This is a genomic window from Salinivibrio sp. PR6 (assembly GCF_001995955.1).
Lineage (GTDB): Bacteria > Pseudomonadota > Gammaproteobacteria > Enterobacterales > Vibrionaceae > Salinivibrio > Salinivibrio siamensis.
Map to the genome: position 1 here is coordinate 197,406 of NZ_MUFA01000001.1, position 21,678 is coordinate 219,083.

Sequence of the window (21,678 nt, forward strand, 5' to 3'; positions counted from 1 at the left end):
TGAGATGCTTGTGCACGTTAGCCCTAACGACCATAAACACTACCGTTATATCACGCTTCCTAACGCATTACGTGTCTTATTGGTGAATGACCCATATGCGCATCGTAGTGCCGCAGCATTGTCAGTGAATGTCGGTCACTTCCACGATCCAGACGAGCGACAAGGGCTGGCCCACTTTCTTGAGCATATGCTTTTTTTGGGGACTGAGCAGTACCCCGTCATCGGTGACTTTCAGCGCTTTATTAGCCAGCATGGTGGCCACAATAACGCGTGGACAGGCACAGAACACACTACCTTCTTTTTCGATATTCGCCCCCGCCAGTTCGCCGCGAGCTTAGATCGCTTCAGCGCATTTTTCATTTCACCGCGTTTTGATGCTGATGCCGTGGATAAAGAGCGCCAATCGGTCGACGCCGAGTATCGCATGAAGCTCAATGACGACGTGCGACGTATCTATCAAGTTCATAAAGAAACCATCAACCCCAACCATCCATTTGCCAAGTTCTCCGTTGGCAGTGTCGAGACGCTCGCGGACCGCGATGACTCCAATGTGCGTGATGATCTCATCGCCTTTTACCAAGCTAACTACAGCGCCAATCTTATGACACTGGCATTGACCGGGCCACAGTCATTGGATGAGCTTGAGCGCTTCGCGAAACAATATTTTTCCGCCATTGCCAACCATCACTACCCCGAACTTGCCATCAATGCGCCCTTAGTCACCAAAAATGAGCAGCATCAATGGGTGAGCATTGAACCTTTAAAAGACGTTCGTAAGCTCACCTTGGCGTTTTCTGTCCCTGAAAGTCCCGAGCAATACCGCACTAAGCCTTTGTCTTACATTGCCCATTTATTGGGGTATGAGGGGCCAGGGAGTTTAATGTCACTATTAAAAAATAAGGGCTATATCAACACCTTGTCTGCGGGTGGTGGGATCAGCGGGCGAGATTTTCGTGAATTTACCCTCGGTTTTTCGTTGACGCCATTAGGGCTTAGCCATCTCGACGACATTATTGCCTATGTTTTTCAAGCCATTGCCCTCATTCGGCGCGATGGATTACAACCTTGGCGTTATCAAGAAAAACGACAAGTCCAAGAGCTGGCATTTCATTACCAAGACCCGCACCGACCCATTGATACCGTCAGTCATTTGGTGATGAACATGCAGCATTATGCGCCAGCCGATCTTCTGTATGGCGACTACATGATGACAGGGTTTGATCGCCACCAGATTCAAGCCATGCTACAACATATGAGCGTCGATAATCTTCGCGTGATGCTGGTTGCCAAAGGGCTAAGTTACGATCAGTGCGCCGATTGGTATCACACGCCCTACGCGGTGAAACGCTTTTCTACGCAACAAATTGCCAAATGGAAAACCGATTACATTTCACCGGCACTGACACTGCCTGACCCCAACCCTTATATTGCCGATGCCCTGCATCCACTGGCTATCGAGCAAGATGCCAGCGAGGTACCAAGCTTAATTGAAGCGCTACCTGGTTTCCGCCTTTGGCATGGCCAAGAACCCCACTTTCGCGTGCCTAAAGGCCACATCTATATCGCCATCGATAGCCCACATGCCGTGGCGACGGTGAAAAACATTGTCATGACCCGTTTAAGTGTTGAAATGTTGCTCGAAGCCCTAAATGAGCAAGCCTATCAGGCTGAAATTGCGGGAATAAATTACAATTTATACGCGCACCAAGGTGGGGTAACGCTGACACTCAGTGGCTTCAATGACAAGCAGCCGCTATTGCTCGAACTTATCTTGAAAACCTTCTCTCAGCGCAGTTTCAACCCTGATCGCTTCGAGACCATAAAAGCGCAGCTGCAACGCAGCTGGGAAAACGCAGAAAAGAACAAGCCGCTGAGCCAATTATATAACAGCATGACCGGGCTGCTTCAGCCTAATAACCCACCGTATCACGCCCTTTTAGCGGCATTGGAAACGGTGACCCTGAGTGACTTACCTGACTTTGTCGATGCCATGCTCGCCACCTTGCATGTCGATATGTTTATGTATGGTAATTGGCACCGCCATCATGCCAAGGCCTTAGCAGAAACTGTCAAAGACAGTTTGCGCGTGAAAGGACAAGCGTATCAGGAGTCTGTGCGTCCGTTGACCTTACTCGAGGGCGTCGGTACCGTCAGTTTTGAGCGCCCTCTTGCGCATGCTGAGTCAGCGCTTTTAGTGTATTACCAAAGCCCATCGACCGACCCTCAAGCCGTGGCGACCTACACCTTGGCCAACCACCTGATGTCGGCGACTTTTTTCAACGAACTGCGCACCAAACAGCAATTAGGTTATATGGTTGGTGCTAATAACTTACCGCTAAACCGCCACCCTGGACTGATTTTTTATGTGCAGTCCCCCATGGCAGGCCCCAACCAGTTAATGGCAGCGATTGACGACTTTCTCAATGCTTTTTTCATGGTGCTGTTAGAAATGACGGAGGCAAGCTGGCAAAGCAGCAAGCAAAGCTTATTGGCACAAGTGAGAGAGCCGGATAATAACCTACGAGCTCGCGCTCAACGTTACTGGATCAGTATTGGCAACAAAGACTATCAATACCAACGTCGCGAGCAGGTTGCAGAGGCGATGGCGACACTCAGTCGCGCGGATATGGTGCGGTTTGTGGTCAATACACTCAAACCGAGAACCGCAGATAGATTAGTCATGCACAGTTGCGGGACTGAACATCAACAAGATGCACACCTAGACGGTGCCTATCCGATTGCGGATATCGCTGCCTTCCGCGCTTTATGTCAGCGTAGTGAGGACTAATCTCCCAATCAATAGAAAGGGCAGCCACTGGCTGCCCTTTCTATCATTGGCTGGCTAACGGTTAGCTTTCGGGGTAAAACACCTGCCCTTCTTTGGCCATCACGGTTAAGCGCTCACAAGGAGCAAATCGTTCACCGTAACGATTTTGATGCTCGTTGAGCAAGTTGACCACACGGTCAATGCCGATATGGTCCATATAGCGGAAAGGTCCGCCCAAGAACGGCGGGAAGCCGATACCAAAGATCGCACCGATGTCACCGTCACGTGCAGAACGAATCACGCCCTCATCGAGGCATCGTGCCGCTTCATTGAGCATCATCAATACGCAGCGCTGCGCCACCTCATGACCGGACAACTGGGCGTTAAGGGTAATATTGAGCAAGCTGTAGACTTTCTTGTCGGCCTGCTTAGCCTTGCTGCCTTTTTTGCTGGCATCGTAGCGATAGAAGCCCTTACCTGTTTTACGCCCTTTGCGGTCGTCATTCAGCAGCACATCGAAAACATCCGGCGCTTCAAAACGCTCCCCAAGCTCTTGCGTCAGGATAGGCGCTATCTTAGCGCCAATATCAATGCCCACCTCATCAAGTAAGGTGATAGGCCCAACAGGGAAGCCAAAGTCCAATAGCGCGGTGTCGATATGCTCAATGCTTTCTCCAGCCAACAACACGCGCGCGGCCTCATTCATATAAGGGGCAAGGATCCGGTTGACGTAAAAGCCTGCGCTATCACCGACCACAATCGGCGTTTTACCTTGCTGGCGCGCCAGCTTAACTACAGTCGAAATCGTCTTATCACTGGTGTTTTTATGGGGGATCACCTCCACCAGTGGCATTTTTTCTACCGGGCTAAAGTAGTGCAAGCCCACAATGTTTTCCGGGCGCTGGCTGCCTTCAGCGATTTGGTGGATAGGCAATGACGAGGTATTGGTAGCAAAAATCGCGTCCTTCTCGGTGATGGACTCCATCTCTTCCACCATGCGGTGTTTAAGCGATAAATCTTCAAATACCGCTTCGATCACCACATCCGAGTTAGAGAGGGTCGTCGCCTGTGTATCGCCCGATAGCTGCATCATCGTCGCTTGCAGCTCGGCCTTACTAAGCTGTTTACGCTTGCGTTTTTTGTCCAGCAGTTGGTAGCTATACCGCAGAGCATTCAAAATGCCATCTTCGCTCACATCTTTCACGCGTACGGGATAACCCGCTTTTGCGACCGAAACATGCGCAATTCCCGCGCCCATCAAGCCACCGCCAAGCACACCAATACGACTGATATCGCTGGGCTCTGCATCGGCACCGTTTTCTTTTTTCATCGCGGTGGTCGCGAAGAAAATGCTACGAAGTGCTTTAGACTCCGACGTCATCACCAGCTCACCAAACTGGCGCGCTTCTTCCTCAAAGCCGGCTTTCAAACCTTTATCGAGGCCCTTTTTCACCACGGATAAAATGGCATCGGCGGCAGGGTAATTACCACGGGTTTTCGCTCGCGCTTTTTTGCCTGCTTGATCAAAGACGATGTTACGCCCAACCGCATTCCCACTCAGCATCCAGCTTTGCCAGCTGCGGTTGCGTTTTGGTTTCGATTTCTGCGCCAGCTGCTCGGCCACGTCGAGCAAAACGGTATCTGGCACACAGTCATCCACCACACCAAGCTTTTTCGCTTTTTTGGCGCGTAACTGTTTGCCTGTTAGCATCATATCGAGTGCGTCAGGCACACCGATAAGGCGAGGGAGTCGCTGTGTACCGCCCGACCCTGGCAACAAGCCTAGTTGTACTTCTGGCAAGCCAAGGCGCGTTTTATCCCAATCTGTGGCCACACGGCTGTGACAGGCAAGCGCGAGCTCCAGCCCACCACCTAGGCAAGGGCCGTGAATGGCTGCCACCACGTGAAATGGAAGCTTTTCAATGCGTGAAAACAGAGCCTGACCTTGCGCGGCAATATCGCGGGCTTGCTCGGCGCTGTCACAGGCTTCGAGCATGCGCACGTCTGCACCGGCCACAAAGTTATCTGGCTTACCAGAGTGAATCACTAGCCCTTTCACGCTTTTATCGTTTTCGAGTTGGTCTAATACCGCGGAAACGCCCTCAACAAAGCTTGCCTGCAGCGTATTCATGCTCTCGCCCGGCACATCAATGGTCAGCCAGGCTATTTGGTTATCAGCAACCGTTAAATGAAAGGCTTGATGGGTTTCTGTGGTCATTATTCTGCCTCCAAGATCATTGCTGCGCCTAGGCCACCTGCTGCACAGGCTGTGTTCAATGCTAAACCGCCGCCACGACGTTTTAATTCACGTAAGGTTTGGGTGATCATCCGCGCGCCTGTCGCGGCAAATGGATGGCCGTAGGCGATTGACCCCCCTAACACGTTGAATTTATCCATATCGATGTCACCAATCGCGCGGTCACGATTTAAATGCTCACGAGCAAAGGCGTCAGAGGCAAACATTTTAACATTGGATAAGGTTTGCGCAGCGAACGCCTCGTGCATATCAATCAAGGTTAAGTCCGCAAGAGAAATCCCCGCACGATCAAGCGCAAGTGGTGTGGCGTAAGAAGGGCCCATCAGCATGTCTTTTTCCACCCCGATGGCGGAGAACGCATACGAGCGAATGTAACCGAGCACCTCAAGACCCAATGCTTTCGCGCGACTTTCTGGCATCATCAATACCGCAGCCGCACCATCAGTCAGCGGCGTGCTATTGGCCGCTGTGACCGAGCCATGCTTACGGTCGAATGCAGGACGCAACTTAGCGTAGTCCTCCAGCGTGGAGTCGGGGCGCAGGTTATTATCTTGTGCAATCCATGTTTTGTAAGGTTCGGGATAGGCCGTCATCACTTCATCGCTGAGCAAGCCTTCATCCCAAGCTTTGCTCGCCAGTTGATGGGAGCGCAGCGCTAGCGCATCTTGCTCTTTGCGTGGGATCTGATGCGACTTTGCCATTTGCTCGGCCGTTTGCCCCATGCTCAGCCCCGTCGAATATTCAGCCACGGCGGGCGGAACCGGTGCCAGATCTTTCACTGAAAGCTTACTGAGCAACTTTAATCGCTTGCTCATGGTTTTCGCCTTGCTCAAGTCTAGTAATGTCCGCGCCAGTTTTTTGCTAACGCCGATGGGCAGTACGGATGATGAATCCGCCCCGCCGGCAATACCCACTTGAATAGTGCCTGCAACCATACTCTCTGCCACATTGGCGACCGCCTGAAAGCTGGTGGCACAGGCACGCGTAACACTGTAGGCATCGGTGTGAATATCCATGCCAGTACCTAGCACGATTTCGCGAGCAATGTTTGGCGCTTCAGGCATTTGCACCACCTGACCAAACACCACTTGATCAATGTCTTTCGGGGAAATACTGCTTCGGTTGAGCATCTCTTGTACCACCATTTTGCCGAGATCGACCGCTGGCACGTCAGTATAAGCGGTTGATTGGCGGGCAAAGGGTGTGCGTAGCCCAGACACAATAGCAATGCGATCACCATTGCTGGTTTTGAGGTGTTGCTGAGACGTCATCACTGCTCCTTAGGATGTTCTACAGGTCTGACCACGAGTGTAACCAAATTGTTACCAGCTTAAAACATCCGTTTTAATTGATTGGTAAGATTGCCAACAGGCGCACAGATCCGCTACCCGTGTCACCACAATGGTTCATGGTAAACAAACGAAAAAGCAAAAAGAAAAATAAAAAAAGGGGCCTTGCGCGAACGCAGGCCCCAAAAATATTGGAAAGCAAAACGATAATCTGGGAAGTGTGCAGTGCTTTTCCCGCACCCAGATCCGAACAGAAAGTCATATCATTCAAAAAGGAAACGCCGTTCACTCAACCTCACGAGTGTCGACACATGGCCGATAACGACAGGAGTCACTTTACCGACTTGTCGGGTTCTAATATTGAAACAGATCAAACTTGTACCGATTTTTCACCTAAGATGAAATAAAATGACAAATCACTCGGTCTTTATAGGCTGACTAATCCATGGATAAAGGCTCATCCGGTATGACCCGACAAGCACGATACGAGGCATTGGTGCGCGCATGGCATCGTGACCTCTACCGCTATGCCTACTGGTTAGCAAAAGACCCGCATATCGCGGAAGACTTGGTGCAAGAAACCTGCTTACGCGCTTGGCGCTCGTTAGACAGCTTGCAAGATGACAAGGCAGCCAAAGCCTGGCTAATCACCATTTTGCGCCGAGAGAATGCGAGGCGCTTCGAACGGAAGCAGTTTGACCATGTGGACATTGACGATGGCGAATTGGAAGACAAAACGCGACCCAGCGAAGAAGCGTCCATGGAACAACGCTGGCTACACCGGCAGATTGCCGCTTTATCACCGGAATATCGCGAGCCCTTGGTCTTACAAGTAATTGCCGGTTTTAGCGGCGACGAAATCGCCCAAATCTTGGATTTGAACAAAAACACAGTGATGACTCGTCTTTTTCGCGCTCGCGCCCAACTTAAAGAAGCACTGGATACCGCCGCAACCTCAGGAGGCCAACAGTATGGACGATCTTGAATTTCGCCGCCGCCTACTTGCAGACCCTTATGATACCGATCCTGAGTTGCAAGCCGCCAAAACTGAGTCCACCTACCACCAGCGTTATGCGGACGATATCGCGGAGTTGGACAGTAAAATCGACCAGGCGCTTCGCGTTGAGGTGCCTGAAGATTTGCCCGATAAAATTTTGTTTTCACAAACCACCGATGTGGCGCAACAGGTAAAACGTCCTCGCTGGCACCTTGCCATCGCGGCCTCTATTGCGTTTGTGTTTGGCATCGCGCTCGGTCAATTTAACTGGGGCAGTGCCACGCTGGATCTTAATCAAACGGCATTGGCGCACTATTATCACGAGCATGCTTTTATCGAAGGCATTAACGAGGGGGCGACCATTGAGCAAGTCAATGCGAAGTTACAACCGTTTGGCAAGGCCTTTAATGCGCTACCAGGCCAAGTCACTTACATCAACCATTGTAGTTTCGGTGATCACCATGCGTTGCACATGGTGATGGAAACGGATGGACAAGCGTATACGGTGTTTGTGGTGCCGTCTGCCAGTCAGGCACCCGCGCAGAAAAATGATGGCAAAATGCAAGCCATCAGCCGTCCAGTGCAATCGGCGAGCGTGATCGTGGTCGGCGAGGCAACAAGCGCTGCCGCCCCCATTGCTGAGCAACTGCAACAGCAACTCACCCCCAGAGCGATCTAACCGCGTATTGTGCGCCCTCTCGGCAGGCAGAGAGGGCGCATGCTGTGATTTTTCCTTCCGCGCCAACGACTTTTCGCCTCCTAATGTGTAACAGGTGTGCGCTRAGTTCATCCTTCGTCGCTTAAATCCCCGCCAACACAGCAGATAAAAACACTAAAAACTCGTTTTTTGTTGTTTCATTATTTTGTTTTTACCCTTTATCGTAGCGATAAATTGATTTACGCACGCGAGCTTTTACTCTAGGCCTCCCTTTATACAGCGAACAAGTAAGCAGATGAAAAATAATAAGATCGTTTATCTTGCCGTCGCCACCGCGCTCGGCTCTCTTTCCACGACCGCACACAGTGCCGGTTTTCAGCTCGCAGAAACCTCAGCAACCGGCCTTGGCCGCGCTTTCGCAGGGGAAGCAGCAATGGCGGATAACGCCAGTGCGCAATTTCGTAACCCTGCGCTATTAAGCTACCTTGCCGACACGCAAGTATCAGCCGGTGGCATCTACGTGAACCCTAACGTTGATATTGATGGGACAAACACAAACATCTCGAATGGTAAAAAGACTGCAACGTCAACCGATGATGTTGCTCATGATGCCGTGATCCCTAATTTCTATTTTGCCCATCAAATCGACGATCGCTTTACCGCAGGCTTAGCCCTGGCGACCAACTTTGGCATGGAAACCGATTTAGGCAATGACTTTACTGGGACTCAGTTTGGTAACGAAGCGGCGGTGACTACCTTTGAAATCAACCCTAATATCGCTTGGAAAGCCACCGAGCAATTATGCCTCGGCGCCGGTATCCGCTATGTGTTGGGGGAAGGCAGTATTGGAGCGAAAAGTAGCGCGCAATACGGCCCATATCCGAAAGGGACTACCCTTAAATACATGGAAGGCGATGACCGCGCATGGGGTTGGCAATTGGGTGCTGTGTACGACATCGATGACAAGCACCGGGTCGGCGTTAACTATCGCTCAGAGGTTGATCTAACACTTGAAGGGCATGCCGAAGGGTTAAGCTATGACTCAAGTAATCCAAACCGTCACTATTCAGGCAGTATGGATCTCACCCTCCCCGCGACCGCCGAGCTCTCTTCGTTGCATCAACTGACTGAGCAGTGGGCGATACACACCAGTATTAACTGGACCGAGTGGAGCAGCTTTGACAAACTCGAGGCGAGCATTCCCTCCCTTTCGAGTGATCCAAAGATGGTGAAAGTAGAAAACTGGGAAGATAACTATCGCTTTGCCATCGGCACCACCTATCAGTGGGATCAGAAACTGACGTTGCGCTCAGGCGTTGCCTATGACACGTCGGCGGTAAGCGATAAAAACCGCACCCTGACTATCCCAGAAACTGACCGGACGTGGTTGAGTGTGGGCGCCGGCTATAACGTGACCCCCGAGCTCACGCTAGATGCGGCGTTTACCTATGTGTTTGCCAAAGATGCCCCGGTGAAAGAGCCGCGTGATGGTATTGAGTCCGACCAGTCAGGCTCAGCGTTTGGTGGTAACTTTGAAGGCGAAACCACCGGTAATGTGTGGTTAGTCGGCGTGCAAGCCAGCTATCGTTTCTAAGCATCACGCCTTATCTAACAAAAACACCACGGCTTTGGCCGTGGTGTTTTTTATCGCGTTTTACCTAACTCGCTTACGCTGATTTACGGCGCGGCATCGATATCATCGATAAAATCGTCGAGAAACTCATCATCCAAAGCAGGTTGTTGCTCAAGCGCTTCATCCCCTTTGGCGCGATAGCGACGGTTTTGCAAGTAAGCCTCACGGGCAAACGCGTAAGGGTCCGGTGAGTTATCCAATTGCGACTCCTGAGACACTAACGCGGCGCGCGACTCCATCCCATCAAACATCCATTTTAAAACCGACTGCGGCAGGGTAAGTAACGCAAGCGGCGGATACAGGCCATCAACGACTTCGCCCGCGCCTTCTCTCACCGAGGTGGGGCCATAGCCAGGCAGCATAATGTACGCGCCCGTTCCCACATCATAGTGTCCGATCGCATCACCAAATTCGCGCTGATCATATTTTTGAATATCAGCCGCTGACGCGATATCAATCAAGCCACCCAAGCCAAAAAGAGTATTTATCCAAAAGCGGTTAAAATGGGTCGCGGCTTTCTCACCTTCCAGCATGATCAAACTATTCAAAAAACTGGCAGGCTCTTCGAGGTTGCCCAAAAAGTTAGAAATCCCGGTACGCACGGGGCTCGGCACATAATCGACATACGCAATCGAGACGGGGCGCGCGACATAGGGATCCAAGTAATCGTAATTGACCGTCCACATCGCACGGTTAAAGCCTTCTAGCGGGTCTTCAGGGTGCGGCTCTGCCCCTGGTGGACGTGATACACAACCGGTTAGCAGGCCAAGTACCGCCACCATCAAACACAGACGTTTCCACATTAAATGGCATTCCTCTACATAATGAAAGGCTGGGAATGCCCAGCCTTGCTAACAATGATGACTATTCTGTCTTGGTTATTGCTGTTTGTCGATAACCAGTTCAGCCTGGCTGCCCACGCTTACCTCAGAACTCTGCCCAATCCAATCACCTTGCTTGGTGGCCACATTGCCGTCTTGGTCAATCCGCGCCCGAATCACCACCTTATCATACGAAGATAACGCCTGATTAGGATTTAAGCTGTCAGTGTCTGCCAAATCTACAGACAAGGGAAACTTCGATAAAGGCAGGCGCTTGGCCGCGATTGGCATCGGTGAGTTTGCCGATGCATGCGCGGAAATAATCACCACGCCGTCCTGGGGTAACTGCACTTGCTGACCCAGTGCCACTGTTACCGCGACTTTCGCACCATCGGCGCTGTTAAGCGCTAGCTTCGCACGTGCGATCGACTGATCTAACGTCTGGTTACGCGGATCGTCACTGCCTATCAAGGTTTTCATCGCCTTCCACGTGGCAATGGCATCTTGATATCGCCCTTGCTCGAACGCTTGATAAGCTAGCAACGACATCGCCTGCAGATTAAAGGGATCCGCTTTCACCACGGATTTTAATAAATTCTGCGCCCGCACACTGTCTGCCTCATCACCGGCAAACAACAAGGCTTGCGCCAGCCCGACTTGAACATCAGGTTGTGAAGGCGCCAAGGCATAGGCTTTTTCCATTGCGCCCTTGGCCGTTTCACCGTCTCGATTAGCAAGGCCAATACGACCCAGCAACAGCCACCCTGTACTATCGGTCGGCTCATGCTGCAAGCGCGTGCGCAGCGCCAAGGTTAAGTCTTGCATCTCTTGTTGCGTCAGCGGCTGTTCATTGTCCAGTAGACGCTTGGACAATGACGGTAACTGTTGGGCAGTTTGTTGCCACTGTGCCACTTGGTTGGCACTGCCCTCAATGCCATACAAGCCGAAGCTGACCACCGCTAGTACGACTAAACCTGGCACCCACTGCATCGGCGTCAGGCGCAAATGACGCGCTTGTTTGGCTTTCTCCTTTTCTGGGATATCGTCCAGCAATGACTGCTGCAGATCCTGCCTCAGATCGCGTGCATTATCGATTAAGCCTTCAGCACTTTCCGCTTCAATTTCTTCCACACGGTCAAAGTAAAAGGCTTTATTGAGTGCATCACGGCTCCCCTGATGATCGTGCTCACTTTTTTGCCAAAGGGGCCACAAAACCATCACTGCGCCAAGGACAAAAAACACCAAGGTCGCGCCCCAAAACTCAATCATTTTGGCTCCTTATTTTGCTGGGTTGACGCATGCTCAGATGACGCCGGTTGTTCCGCTTGTCCATCGACGCTCGTTGCTGACGAGCCGTTTGACGACGCATCGGTTTCTTCTGTCGATGACAACAGCGCATCGAGCCGTTGCTGCTCCTCATCGCTCAACGCGTGATTGATGGTCTGCTTGGCACGTCGGCTGCGCACTATCATCACCCCCACGCCAGACATCAGCACCAGCGCAGGCGCCAGCCATAGAATTACAGTTGATGCGGTGACGGGCGGATTGTAAGTCACAAAGTTGCCGTAACGCGCGACCATAAAGCTGCGAATTTCCTCATCCGTCCGACCTTGCTGTAACATTTGGTGCACTTTTTGGCGTAAATCCTGCGCAAGCTCAGCGTTAGAATCGGCAATGCTGTTATTTTGACACTTGGGACAGCGTAACTCACTGGTGAGGGCACGAAACCGAGCCTCTTGCTCGGCCGAGTCGAATTGGTACACGTCAATCGCATTCGCTAACGCCAAGGTCGCGCTCAGCCACAGCACGCTGAGTAGGATCAGTCGCTTCATCCGTCAACCTCCTTCAATGCGTCGAACTTCGGCTTGAGGGTCTCCTGCCAATTACGAGCGTTCACATCACCTACGTGCCGGTACTGAATCACGCCGTTAGCATCAATCAAAAACGTTTCAGGCGCACCGTACACACCCAAATCAAGCCCTAACATCCCATCACCGTCGTACAAACTAATCTGATAGGGGTTGCCCAGGTTGTTCAGCCATTTGACCGCTTTTTGCCTATCATCTTTGTAATTAAGCCCAATGATTTTTACCCCTTGCGCCGCCAGTTTATTCAAAAACTGGTGTTCGGCATAACAGGTCGGACACCAGGTTGCCCACACGTTAAGCAGCAATGGTTCGCCTGTGAAAATGGCCTGGTCATACTCCTTGCTCGGCGTTTGTAGATCCTCGAGATGAAAAGCGGGCACGGGTTTACCGACCAAGACTGACTCCAGCTTAGTCGGATCATCCCCTTTGGCGTTGTTGTCGAGCTGAGCGACAAAAAAGCCCGCCAGTGCCGCAAACGCCAATAATGGCAAAAACCACAGTACCTTCTTCATACGCTGGCCTCCTGCTTGGGTACCCGCTTGCGACGAAACCGGTAGCGCTTATCGCTGATCGCCAGCGCACCACCCAGCGCCATGACAATGGCACCAAACCAAATCCAACGCACAAAGGGTTTGTAGTAAAGTCGCATTGCCCATGAGCCATCAGGCAGCTCTTCACCCATGGCAATATAGAGATCACGGGTGAAGCCACGATCGATGGTCGCTTCAGTCATCATCGAGCGCTGCACGGAATAGAACCGTTTTTCGGCATCCAAATGGTTGATAAAGGTGTCACCACGGTATACATCAAACGAGGCCACGTAACCCTGGTAGTTAGGCCCTTGCTTGTCTGATAAGTCGGTAAACTTAAAGGTATAACCTTGCAAAGTGACGCTGCTGCCCGGCGCCATTTTGACATCACGCTCAATGTCATAATTCTCAACCATTGCCACCCCAATAATGGTGATCGCAAGGCCGATATGACCCAGCACCATGGCCCAATGGCTGCGCCCCAGTTTTTTAATCCCTACCGTAAAGGCATGACGATGGGTAGCACGCAAGTGAAGCTCATAGCCATGCAGAAAGGTGATCCACAGCGCCATGGTTACGCCCATTGCCGCCATCGCTTTGAAACTGTCCGCTAAGGTTGCGATGGCACAGACACCTAGAACAACAGCCGCAATACCACTCACGAGCATCGGTTTGGCTAAGGTTGACAGCTTGTCACGCTTCCAGCGAATCAAAGGTCCAATGCCGAGGAAAAAGGCAAACGGTAGCATCAGCCACGCAAATAGGAAGTTAAAGAAGGGCTCGCCAATCGACACCGAGCCAAGGCCCAACTGCTTGTGCACAAGCGGCAATAAGGTGCCAATGAGAACAATGACAAGCGCTGTCATTAACAAGGTATTGTTAACCAGCAAGGCATTTTCTCGTGAAATGAACGACACCTTTGTGCGCCCTTTGATCTCAGAGGCGCGCATCGCATAAAGCAGCAATGAACCGCCAATCACCACCACAAGAAAGCCAAGAATAAACAAGCCACGCGCCGGATCGGAGGCGAACGAATGCACCGATACCAACACCCCAGAGCGCACCAAGAATGTTCCTAACAAGCTGAGTGAGAACGCAGAAATGGCGAGTAATACGGTCCACGCTTTAAAGGTGCCCCGTTTCTCAGTCACCGCCAATGAGTGCATCAAAGCGGTACCCGCCAGCCAAGGCATGAATGAGGCATTTTCGACTGGATCCCAAAACCACCAGCCGCCCCAGCCAAGCTCGTAATAAGCCCACCAAGAGCCGAGCGCGATGCCTAAGGTTAAAAATAACCATGCGGCGGTGGTCCAAGGACGCGACCAGCGCGCCCACGCGGTGTCCAAACGTCCCGCGAGCAGTGAACCAATAGCAAACGCAAAGGCGACCGAAAAACCTACATATCCCATGTACAAAATAGGAGGATGCACAATGAGTCCCGGATCTTGCAACAATGGGTTGAGGTCACGCCCGTCGACGGGGAAATAAGGCAAGGTGCGGTCAAACGGGTTCGAGGTAAGAATAATAAACAACAAGAAACCGACCGAAATCATTCCCATCACGGCCAATACCCGTGCGACCGAAGACAACGGCATGCCGCGGCTAAATACCGCCACCGCCACGGTCCAAAGCGCCTGAATCAGCACCCAAAGTAACAGTGACCCCTCGTGCGCCCCCCAAACTGCAGTTAAGCGATAGTACCAAGGCAAGGCACTGTTGGAGTTGCTCGCGACATAGGCCACCGTAAAGTCGTTGGTATAAAATGCCCAACTCAACGCGATAAAAGAAAACAGCAACATGGCAAACATCCCCAAAGAGAGAGGACGCGCCATTTTCATCATCCCTTCATGGCCCTGATTGGCGCCATACAGCGGATAGAAACTCAATAACAGCGCCAGTCCCAACGACAGGATTAACGCATAATGCCCGAGCTCAACAATCATAACTGACTACCTTGTTTTTGCTCCTCTGTGTATTCAAGCGGCTGATGATTCTTTTCCATCGCCTCGGCTATCTCAGGCGGCATATACTCTTCATCATGCTTAGCCAACACCTCACTCGCTTTCACAGTGCGTGAGTTAACCAGCACGCCTTGGGCGACAATACCTTGCCCCTCGCGAAAAAGGTCCGGCAAAATACCTTCATACGTCACGGTGACGGCGGGACCCACATCGGCGACGTCAAACTGAATTTGCAACGACTCCTGATCGCGCTTCACTGAACCTTCCACCACCATGCCGCCAATTCTTAAGCGCTGGCCCACCTCGGGCTTGCTTCCATCCGGCTTGCCTTGCACGATTTCAGTCGGTGTGTAGAACAGATCCATATTTTGGTTCAAGGCATACAAAACCAAACCGATAGTGGTCGAAACACCAATTAGCAACGCTAACGTGATCCACAACCGTTTTTTACGTCGGGGCGTCATAATGTGTTCTCCAGTGCTTGTGCATCTTTTATTCGCTGCTCACGGGCGATTTGCTGTTTGACCGCTTGCAGGCGTTTTTTATGTGTCCGTCGATAACCGAGGATGAGTGCCAGCATCGCAGCCGCCGTGATACCAAATGCGCTCCAGACATAAGCGGCATAGCCTCCCATCGCTAAAAACGCACTAAAACTCTCAAAATGCATTATTTCCCCTCCGCCAGTGCACGTACCCAAGGCCGGTGAGACTCTCTTAATAAAATTTGATTACGCAGTCCCATCAAGGTCAAGGCGACAAAAAAGCAGGCAAAGCCTAATAAACAAACAAGTAACGGCCAAAGCATCCCAGGGTCGATCGAGGGGCGGGCAAACTTAGTGATCGTGGCGCCTTGATGCAGCGTGTTCCACCATTCAACCGAAAAGTGGATAATAGGCAGGTTAATCACCCCCACCATCGCCAAGATCCCCGCCGCTTGCGAGGCCGTGCGTGCATCGTCAAACGCGTTATACAAAGCCATGACACCAATGTAGAGGAACAATAGAATTAACTCAGACGTGAGGCGTGCATCCCACACCCACCACGCGCCCCACATGGGCTTGCCCCAAATGGCCCCAGTGACTAAGGCGATAAAGGTGAACACGGCCCCCACTGGTGCAATAGCACCCACCGCCCAATCCGCCATTTTTAACTGCCAAACACGACCAATAAACGCCGCGATGGCCATCGACATATAGGCACCCATCGACCAAATAGCGGCAGGGACATGAATATAGATAATGCGAAAACTATCGCCTTGTTGGTAGTCTGCTGGCGCGAAGGCTAAGCCCCAAACCATGCCCACAACCAAGCTCAAGCCTGCCAACACAGCAAACCAAGGGAGAAGTTTTCCACACAGCCGGTAGCTCACTTCCGGCTTTGCGTAAGGGTGAAGCCACTTCCACATGACAATTGCTCTACTTCCTGATTAATAATTAGTTCACGCTCACACGCAACGCGGCGGCGATAGCAAAGGGGGCCAGGGTGACGGACCCGGCCAACATGGCGCCAAGGATCGCCAGCTGTCCATTGATGTCTGCACCGAATCCCGCCATATCAATTGCTGAGGTGGCAAAAATCAGTACAGGAATATAAAGCGGGAGGATCAGCAAGCTCAGAAGAACACCTCCCTTGCGAAGACCCACTGTTAAGGCAACCCCGATCGCGCCAACAAAACTCAATGTGGGCGTGCCCAACAATAGGGTCATCACCACCGCTTGATACTGGACCCCATCTAGCGATAGCAATAACGCCAACACAGGGCTGACTAATAACAAGGGCAAGCCGGTCAATAACCAGTGGGCAATGACTTTCGCGATCACCAACAGCGGCAAGGGGACGGGCATCAGCATCATTTGCTCAAGCGACCCATCAAGGTAGTCATCACGGAACAAGCGCTCAAGTGACAGCAGTGCAGACAGTAATGCCGCGACCCAGATAATGCCGGGGGCAATGGTCTGCAGTAACTGAGGGCCTGGCCCAACACCGAGCGGGAATAAGGTGATTACAATAATAAAAAACCACAAAGGGTTCAGACTATCAGCCGGCTGACGAAAAGCGACTTTTAGCTCTCGGCGAATAATCAACCACATCGCTTTGATCATTGCGCCCCCAAACGAATACGACGCAATAGCGGGTGACCCACAAACATGTCCTGGTGAGTGGTAAATAGCACCATTCCGCCTTGTTGCACATGCCGCTCAAACACAGCTTCAAGCACTTTCACCCCTTGTTTATCAATCGCCGTCAGCGGCTCATCGAGAATCCATAATCGCCGGTCACTTAACCAAAGCCGTGCGAGGGCAACGCGCCGGTTTTGTCCCGCAGACAGCTGTCCCGCGGGGATATCCTCACGCCCCGCCAAACCGACCTTGGCAAGTGCTTGCCAAATTGCATCATGATCACACCGTCCATGCATCTGCATGTAATAGGCCAGATTTTCAAACGCGGTGAGTTCGCGCTTGACCCCTGTGGTGTGACCTAAAAAAAGAAGATCGCGATAAAAGGCATCGCGTTGTTGGGTGATCGCCTGCTGCTGCCAACAGACCTCGCCACTGTCCGCCAACCCAAGGCCAGCGATGATACGCAATAATGTGGTTTTGCCTGCTCCATTTGGGCCTTCTACTTGTACGAGATCACCAGGAGCCAGAGAGAATGTCAGCGCATCAAACAACACTCGGTCATCACGAACACAGCAAAGCTGTTTCACTTCCAACATGACAAATGTTGCATCCTGCTTGTGTTACAAAGGTGGACGCATAGTACCACAATGGTCAAAATGACTGTTAGTTACCACAGGGTTGCAAAGTGTGACTCGCGTAAATAATTGTGAGAAACCATGAAGATTGCACCAACCAATCTACAGCATTTGATGGTAAAACCCGCAGCCATCGCCTCACCGTCCTTGCCATCAATCGATGGCCGCGCGCTGTCGCAGGCACAATTTACCCTAATTCATACCGCGGCCAGCACAGGGTTGGCCGATGTGTTAGCCCAGTTACATTTGTTACCTGCACTGACTACCACCATGAGACAACAACCGGCATCAACCCAAGCGTTAATGCAATCACTACTTACCGCTTGGACGCTTCCCACTCCCGGCCATCAACAGGGAACCAGTTCAGACACCATTGTCCAGTGGCTCACACAACGCCCTGCCGATAAGTTGCTTGCCACACTACTCAAGCAATGGCTCTCGCCCCAGTCAGAGGGCGATCATCTTACGGGTGCATTAAGACTGATGGCCGAGCAAAGAGTGGCTGAGTCATCACGCCCTGGCGAGTGGCAATGGGTATTACCTTTTTCCGATCTCCAGCGGCCGCCCGTTCGTGTCACGGCAAAAAAACAAGGTGAACAAACGTCTCCCTCCACTGAGGAAACGGTTCAGTGGCACGTTCGCCTATATCTTCCCGTTAGGCACCAATTTGTCCGTGCCGACTTAACCTTGTCCAAGCACGAAAGAGCACTCACACTGACCGCACCGACAACGACACTCAAACACCGCATTCATCAAACGCTTGACTGGCTCAGTGAGCGGTTTGCGCATCAAGCGATTGCCTTAGATATAGCGATCAGTGAAGAGATCGATGAAACCGGACCAGAATCAGAGGGTGATGTGCCAGCCGCTGGCATTTCCATGAGGGTTTAATGATGAAAGATAAAAAACGAGCAGTGGCTCTCGGGTATGACGGCTACCATGCCCCAAAAGTCAAAGCAAAAGCCACGGATAAACTCGCACTGGAGCTGATTGAGGCCTTGAGTGAACAAGGTGCACTCATTCATCAAGATGCTCATTTACTCACCTGGCTAGACCGATTAGATAAAGATGATGAGATTCCACCTGAGCTCTATCGAGTGATTGCCGAATTGATTGCGTACGCTTGGGTACTGGAAGGAAAGACCCCGCCAGGTTGGCAGGGACATACACCGATAGACACCTTGGTATAGGGTATCGGAAAGCTTGGGTGGTTAGCGCTGCTGATTGGCAGCTTGTCGTTTACGCAGATTAAGCAGCAATTCGGCCTCTGCTTTGGGGAGATCACACTCTTGCATTAACTCGTCAACATCCGCGCCCAAATCAACCATTTTACTGGCTCGACTATAGAGACGGCTTTCCGAATCCTGCATTTCAAGCTCAACATGCTTTTCTAACAACTCATCCACATTGGCAGATAAATCGGCAAGCTTCTGCCCCATCCCCATGCTACCTGCCCGCAATTCATTAAATTGCTTCGCTAAGCTGTCATGGCGTTGACGCGCACTCTTGAGCACGGTTTCCATAGCTTGCAGCTTATTCTCTAGTCGCTGCCTGGCACGCTTTTCTGCGCGAAGGCGCCATAAAGCAACGATGGCAAACACCACCGTCACAGCAACAGGCGACCACGTCAGCACAAGCTCCATCATTACAGCATTGCCATCTCATTCCATTCTTCGTCGGTCAACAGCTTGTTGAGATCAACCAAGATAAGAAGCTCGCCATTGCGATTGCTCACGCCTTGAATAAACTTAGCGCTTTCTTCAGTGCCAACACTTGGCGTGGTATCGATTTCTGATGTTTTCAGATACACCACTTCCGCGACGCTATCAACCATAATACCAATCACTTGGGTCTCGGCTTCGATAACGATCACGCGGGTATTATCCGTCACTTCGGTAGAGGCTAAGCCAAAACGTGAACGCGTGTCGATCACGGTGACGACGTTGCCGCGCAAGTTGATAATACCTAATACATAGTCAGGGGCGCCCGGTACGGGTGCAATTTCGGTGTAACGCAGCACTTCACGCACCTGCATCACATTAATGCCGTAGGTCTCTTCTTCAAGCTGAAAAGTAACCCACTGCAACACCTCGTCATTGACGCCTTCTTTTTGAACTTCAGCTACCTGAGACATTGATTTTCCTCTTTACGCGCTGTGTAACTAGTTATTACGCCATCGCCTTGGCGTCAATCCCCTGATTTAACATAGCAATAAATGCTTGAACATGGATCAGAGCACACATTTTTTCTTTTACCATGCCCGCTAGCCAAGGCCGCTTTCCCGCTTGTTTTCGCCAGCGAATCGCTTTGCCACTGAGCGCCTGGGTGCCGAGTAACTGATCACACGCCAGCCCCCACTTACTATCGCCCAGAATCACAATATAATTATAGTCGTCCCTGTGCTGATTATCTGCCAGTTTTTCTGGCATCACCCAGCGAGCGGTATCGACAACATCAAGCTGTTGTTGCTTTTCTGTCTGTAATCCTAGATACCAATCAGGCCGACCGATAAGGCGATTGCACTCGCCCAATTGATGAATACCGCCAAGTTCGGCTAAAGGGACCGCGTAGGTCACGCCCATGCTTTCAAAGAATAATACCTGAAACTCTGCTTCCGTTTCAGCATTTTCCCATTGAGTAGGAGGAAGATCTTCTCCCGCTTGGGTGTCAACCTCCACCGTTTCCTGCGTGTGGGCTGCTTGCTCAAGCTCTTCAGTCACCCCGATATCGGCTTCAGGGGCAACGGCGTCGGCCTCTACGCTGACCTCTTCCTCGGTCTCGGTCTCGGTCTCGGTCTCGGTCTCGGTCTCGGTCTCGGTCTCGGTCTCGGTCTCGGTCTCGGTCTCGGTCTCGGTCTCGGTCTCGGTCTCGGTCTCGGTCTCGGTCTCGGTAAGAGTTTCTACCTCAGGGACCGCCTCGTCTACCTGAACCTGCTCCTCAACATCAAGCCCCCAATCGGCCATGGTATAGGTTTCAAGGGTTTGCTCTTGTGCCTCTTCCACAACAGGATCGACAACCTGCTCGGCCGTCTCTTGGGCAACGTCTTCCTCAGTTTGGGTCGCCGTTTTCGCTTCCAGCTCCGCCTCTTCATCGACTTTGAGCTGGGCAAGTAACCGCTCAACTTCCGCCAAGTCACGTTCTGGTTCAGCATACGCGACCGGTTCTGGTGTTACTGCCTCCGTGACAGGTTGTGGCTGAAGCCGTGGGGAAGCATCACCGAGGTACGATGCAGACGACACCTCCGGCGTGGCACGAGCGGGCTCTACAGGCTGTTTGCCTGGTTGGGCTACCTCACCTAAGTCATCCAGCAGGGCCTCAAAGTAATCGTCGAGCGCTTGACCACTGGATAGGGCATTATGCTTGTTCATCCTGCTCCAGTCGCTCCAAATAGGTTAATAGAGTTTTGTAGGCAAATACACCACGGCAATTTTTCGCATAGAAAGACGCTGGCATATGCTTTAAGCTTGCATCTCGAAACTTAGTATCGATAGGCACGGCTGAGGCCCAGACCTGATCGCTATAGCGAATTTTAAGCTCCTGTAGGGTTTCCAGCGATGCCCGCGTACGCTTGTCGTACATGGTTGGAATGATAGTGAGATTAAAGTTAGAGCTACGAGACTTTTGCATGATCTGCAACGTGCGCATCATACGTTCCAACCCTTTCATCGCCAAAAACTCGGTCTGAACCGGGATCAATACACGATGACTGGCCGCCAACGCGTTGACCATCATCACGCCCAAAATAGGTGGACAATCAATCAACACATAGTCATATTCGTCAGCCAATGCATCCAATGCTTTTTTTAGCACCAACCCCATGCCACCCCGGTTCCCCATCACACGGTCTAACGTCGCCAGCGACATGTGTGCAGGAATTAAGTCCATATTCTCAAACTGTGTTTTGACAATGAGCGGCTTCACCGTCTCTTTATTGACAGTTTGTAGTTGAAACAAATCAAACAAGCTCGCTGGCAGCTGCTCTGAATCAAAATTCAAATAGGTCGAGAGAGAAGCGTGTGGATCCGTATCCACTAGCAGGACACGTTTCTTACGTTCACTGATCAATCCTGCCAATGTCACCGTGGTGGTTGTCTTACCAACACCGCCCTTTTGGTTGGCGATACTCCAGACTATCAAGCCCCA

The 21,678-nt window shown here is 51.6% G+C and carries 22 protein-coding genes; 6 read left to right on the forward strand and 16 right to left on the reverse strand.

All coding sequences use genetic code 11. The annotated features are described in order from the left end of the window. Positions 1-10: 10 nt before the first annotated feature. Positions 11-2,788 (forward strand): insulinase family protein, encoded by a 2,778-nt coding sequence (locus tag BZG72_RS00895; RefSeq protein ID WP_077665925.1) that lies wholly within the window; start codon positions 11-13, stop codon positions 2,786-2,788. Positions 2,789-2,849: 61 nt separating this feature from the next. Here the strand turns inward: BZG72_RS00895 and fadJ are convergent, their stop codons facing one another. Together fadJ and fadI are read right to left on the reverse strand one after the other, a co-directional pair. Further along, entirely contained in the window at positions 2,850-4,985 is a 2,136-nt protein-coding gene (gene fadJ, locus BZG72_RS00900) for a fatty acid oxidation complex subunit alpha FadJ (RefSeq protein WP_077665883.1), read from the reverse strand. Next, positions 4,985-6,295, reverse strand: a complete 1,311-nt coding sequence (fadI, locus tag BZG72_RS00905; protein ID WP_077578027.1) for an acetyl-CoA C-acyltransferase FadI — start codon at positions 6,293-6,295, stop codon at positions 4,985-4,987. The genes fadJ and fadI overlap by 1 nt, the downstream gene beginning before the upstream one ends. A gap of 463 nt (positions 6,296-6,758) precedes the next feature. Between fadI and BZG72_RS00915 the strand changes: the two genes are divergently transcribed. From BZG72_RS00915 to BZG72_RS00925, 3 genes are all read left to right on the forward strand, one after another. Beyond that, positions 6,759-7,298, forward strand: coding sequence for a sigma-70 family RNA polymerase sigma factor (locus BZG72_RS00915; protein WP_077578026.1), 540 nt, complete (start codon positions 6,759-6,761; stop codon positions 7,296-7,298). Then, positions 7,285-7,989 carry a DUF3379 family protein gene (locus BZG72_RS00920; protein ID WP_077665884.1) on the forward strand — a complete coding sequence of 235 codons (705 nt, stop codon included), beginning with the start codon at positions 7,285-7,287 and terminating at the stop codon, positions 7,987-7,989. Before BZG72_RS00915 ends, BZG72_RS00920 begins: the two co-directional genes overlap by 14 nt. Before the next feature lie 274 nt (positions 7,990-8,263). Further along, positions 8,264-9,562 (forward strand): outer membrane protein transport protein, encoded by a 1,299-nt coding sequence (locus BZG72_RS00925; RefSeq protein WP_077665885.1) that lies wholly within the window; start codon positions 8,264-8,266, stop codon positions 9,560-9,562. A gap of 83 nt (positions 9,563-9,645) precedes the next feature. Here the strand turns inward: BZG72_RS00925 and BZG72_RS00930 are convergent, their stop codons facing one another. The 10 genes from BZG72_RS00930 to ccmA all read right to left on the reverse strand — a co-directional run bounded on the left by BZG72_RS00930 (position 9,646) and on the right by ccmA (position 17,496). After that, positions 9,646-10,404: an MlaA family lipoprotein gene (locus BZG72_RS00930; protein ID WP_046074913.1), complete on the reverse strand. Its 759-nt coding sequence runs from the start codon at positions 10,402-10,404 to the stop codon at positions 9,646-9,648. A gap of 75 nt (positions 10,405-10,479) precedes the next feature. Further along, entirely contained in the window at positions 10,480-11,691 is a 1,212-nt protein-coding gene (ccmI, locus tag BZG72_RS00935) for a c-type cytochrome biogenesis protein CcmI (protein ID WP_077665886.1), read from the reverse strand. After that, positions 11,688-12,254: a cytochrome c-type biogenesis protein gene (locus BZG72_RS00940; RefSeq protein WP_046074915.1), complete on the reverse strand. Its 567-nt coding sequence runs from the start codon at positions 12,252-12,254 to the stop codon at positions 11,688-11,690. The genes ccmI and BZG72_RS00940 overlap by 4 nt, the downstream gene beginning before the upstream one ends. Further along, complete coding sequence (locus BZG72_RS00945; RefSeq protein ID WP_077665887.1) at positions 12,251-12,802, reverse strand: DsbE family thiol:disulfide interchange protein; 552 nt, start codon at positions 12,800-12,802, stop codon at positions 12,251-12,253. The genes BZG72_RS00940 and BZG72_RS00945 overlap by 4 nt, the downstream gene beginning before the upstream one ends. After that, positions 12,799-14,763 carry a heme lyase CcmF/NrfE family subunit gene (locus tag BZG72_RS00950; RefSeq protein WP_077665888.1) on the reverse strand — a complete coding sequence of 655 codons (1,965 nt, stop codon included), beginning with the start codon at positions 14,761-14,763 and terminating at the stop codon, positions 12,799-12,801. The genes BZG72_RS00945 and BZG72_RS00950 overlap by 4 nt, the downstream gene beginning before the upstream one ends. Beyond that, on the reverse strand, positions 14,760-15,245 hold the full coding sequence (ccmE, locus tag BZG72_RS00955; RefSeq protein ID WP_046074918.1) for a cytochrome c maturation protein CcmE: 486 nt from the start codon (positions 15,243-15,245) through the stop codon (positions 14,760-14,762). Before ccmE ends, BZG72_RS00950 begins: the two co-directional genes overlap by 4 nt. Next, a complete protein-coding gene (ccmD, locus tag BZG72_RS00960; RefSeq protein WP_077638738.1) occupies positions 15,242-15,448 on the reverse strand; it encodes a heme exporter protein CcmD in 207 nt (68 codons plus the stop codon). Before ccmD ends, ccmE begins: the two co-directional genes overlap by 4 nt. Then, positions 15,448-16,185, reverse strand: a complete 738-nt coding sequence (locus BZG72_RS00965; RefSeq protein ID WP_046074920.1) for a heme ABC transporter permease — start codon at positions 16,183-16,185, stop codon at positions 15,448-15,450. The genes ccmD and BZG72_RS00965 overlap by 1 nt, the downstream gene beginning before the upstream one ends. Before the next feature lie 28 nt (positions 16,186-16,213). After that, complete coding sequence (gene ccmB, locus BZG72_RS00970; RefSeq protein WP_077578019.1) at positions 16,214-16,882, reverse strand: heme exporter protein CcmB; 669 nt, start codon at positions 16,880-16,882, stop codon at positions 16,214-16,216. After that, complete coding sequence (gene ccmA / locus BZG72_RS00975) at positions 16,879-17,496, reverse strand: cytochrome c biogenesis heme-transporting ATPase CcmA (protein WP_077578018.1); 618 nt, start codon at positions 17,494-17,496, stop codon at positions 16,879-16,881. The genes ccmB and ccmA overlap by 4 nt, the downstream gene beginning before the upstream one ends. Positions 17,497-17,616: 120 nt before the next feature. Between ccmA and BZG72_RS00980 the strand changes: the two genes are divergently transcribed. After that, complete coding sequence (locus tag BZG72_RS00980; protein WP_077665889.1) at positions 17,617-18,426, forward strand: hypothetical protein; 810 nt, start codon at positions 17,617-17,619, stop codon at positions 18,424-18,426. Beyond that, complete coding sequence (locus BZG72_RS00985) at positions 18,426-18,725, forward strand: EscU/YscU/HrcU family type III secretion system export apparatus switch protein (protein WP_338013100.1); 300 nt, start codon at positions 18,426-18,428, stop codon at positions 18,723-18,725. The genes BZG72_RS00980 and BZG72_RS00985 overlap by 1 nt, the downstream gene beginning before the upstream one ends. Positions 18,726-18,746: 21 nt before the next feature. Here the strand turns inward: BZG72_RS00985 and BZG72_RS00990 are convergent, their stop codons facing one another. From BZG72_RS00990 to BZG72_RS01005, 4 genes are read right to left on the reverse strand one after another with little or no spacing between them, the layout of a single operon-like run. Next, positions 18,747-19,181, reverse strand: coding sequence for a DUF2802 domain-containing protein (locus tag BZG72_RS00990; protein WP_046074924.1), 435 nt, complete (start codon positions 19,179-19,181; stop codon positions 18,747-18,749). Continuing rightward, on the reverse strand, positions 19,181-19,669 hold the full coding sequence (locus BZG72_RS00995) for a chemotaxis protein CheW (protein WP_046074925.1): 489 nt from the start codon (positions 19,667-19,669) through the stop codon (positions 19,181-19,183). Before BZG72_RS00995 ends, BZG72_RS00990 begins: the two co-directional genes overlap by 1 nt. 34 nt (positions 19,670-19,703) lie before the next feature. Continuing rightward, a complete protein-coding gene (locus BZG72_RS01000) occupies positions 19,704-20,903 on the reverse strand; it encodes a chemotaxis protein CheW (protein ID WP_077665890.1) in 1,200 nt (399 codons plus the stop codon). Then, positions 20,890-21,672, reverse strand: coding sequence for a ParA family protein (locus BZG72_RS01005; protein WP_046074927.1), 783 nt, complete (start codon positions 21,670-21,672; stop codon positions 20,890-20,892). Before BZG72_RS01005 ends, BZG72_RS01000 begins: the two co-directional genes overlap by 14 nt. Positions 21,673-21,678: the final 6 nt, after the last annotated feature.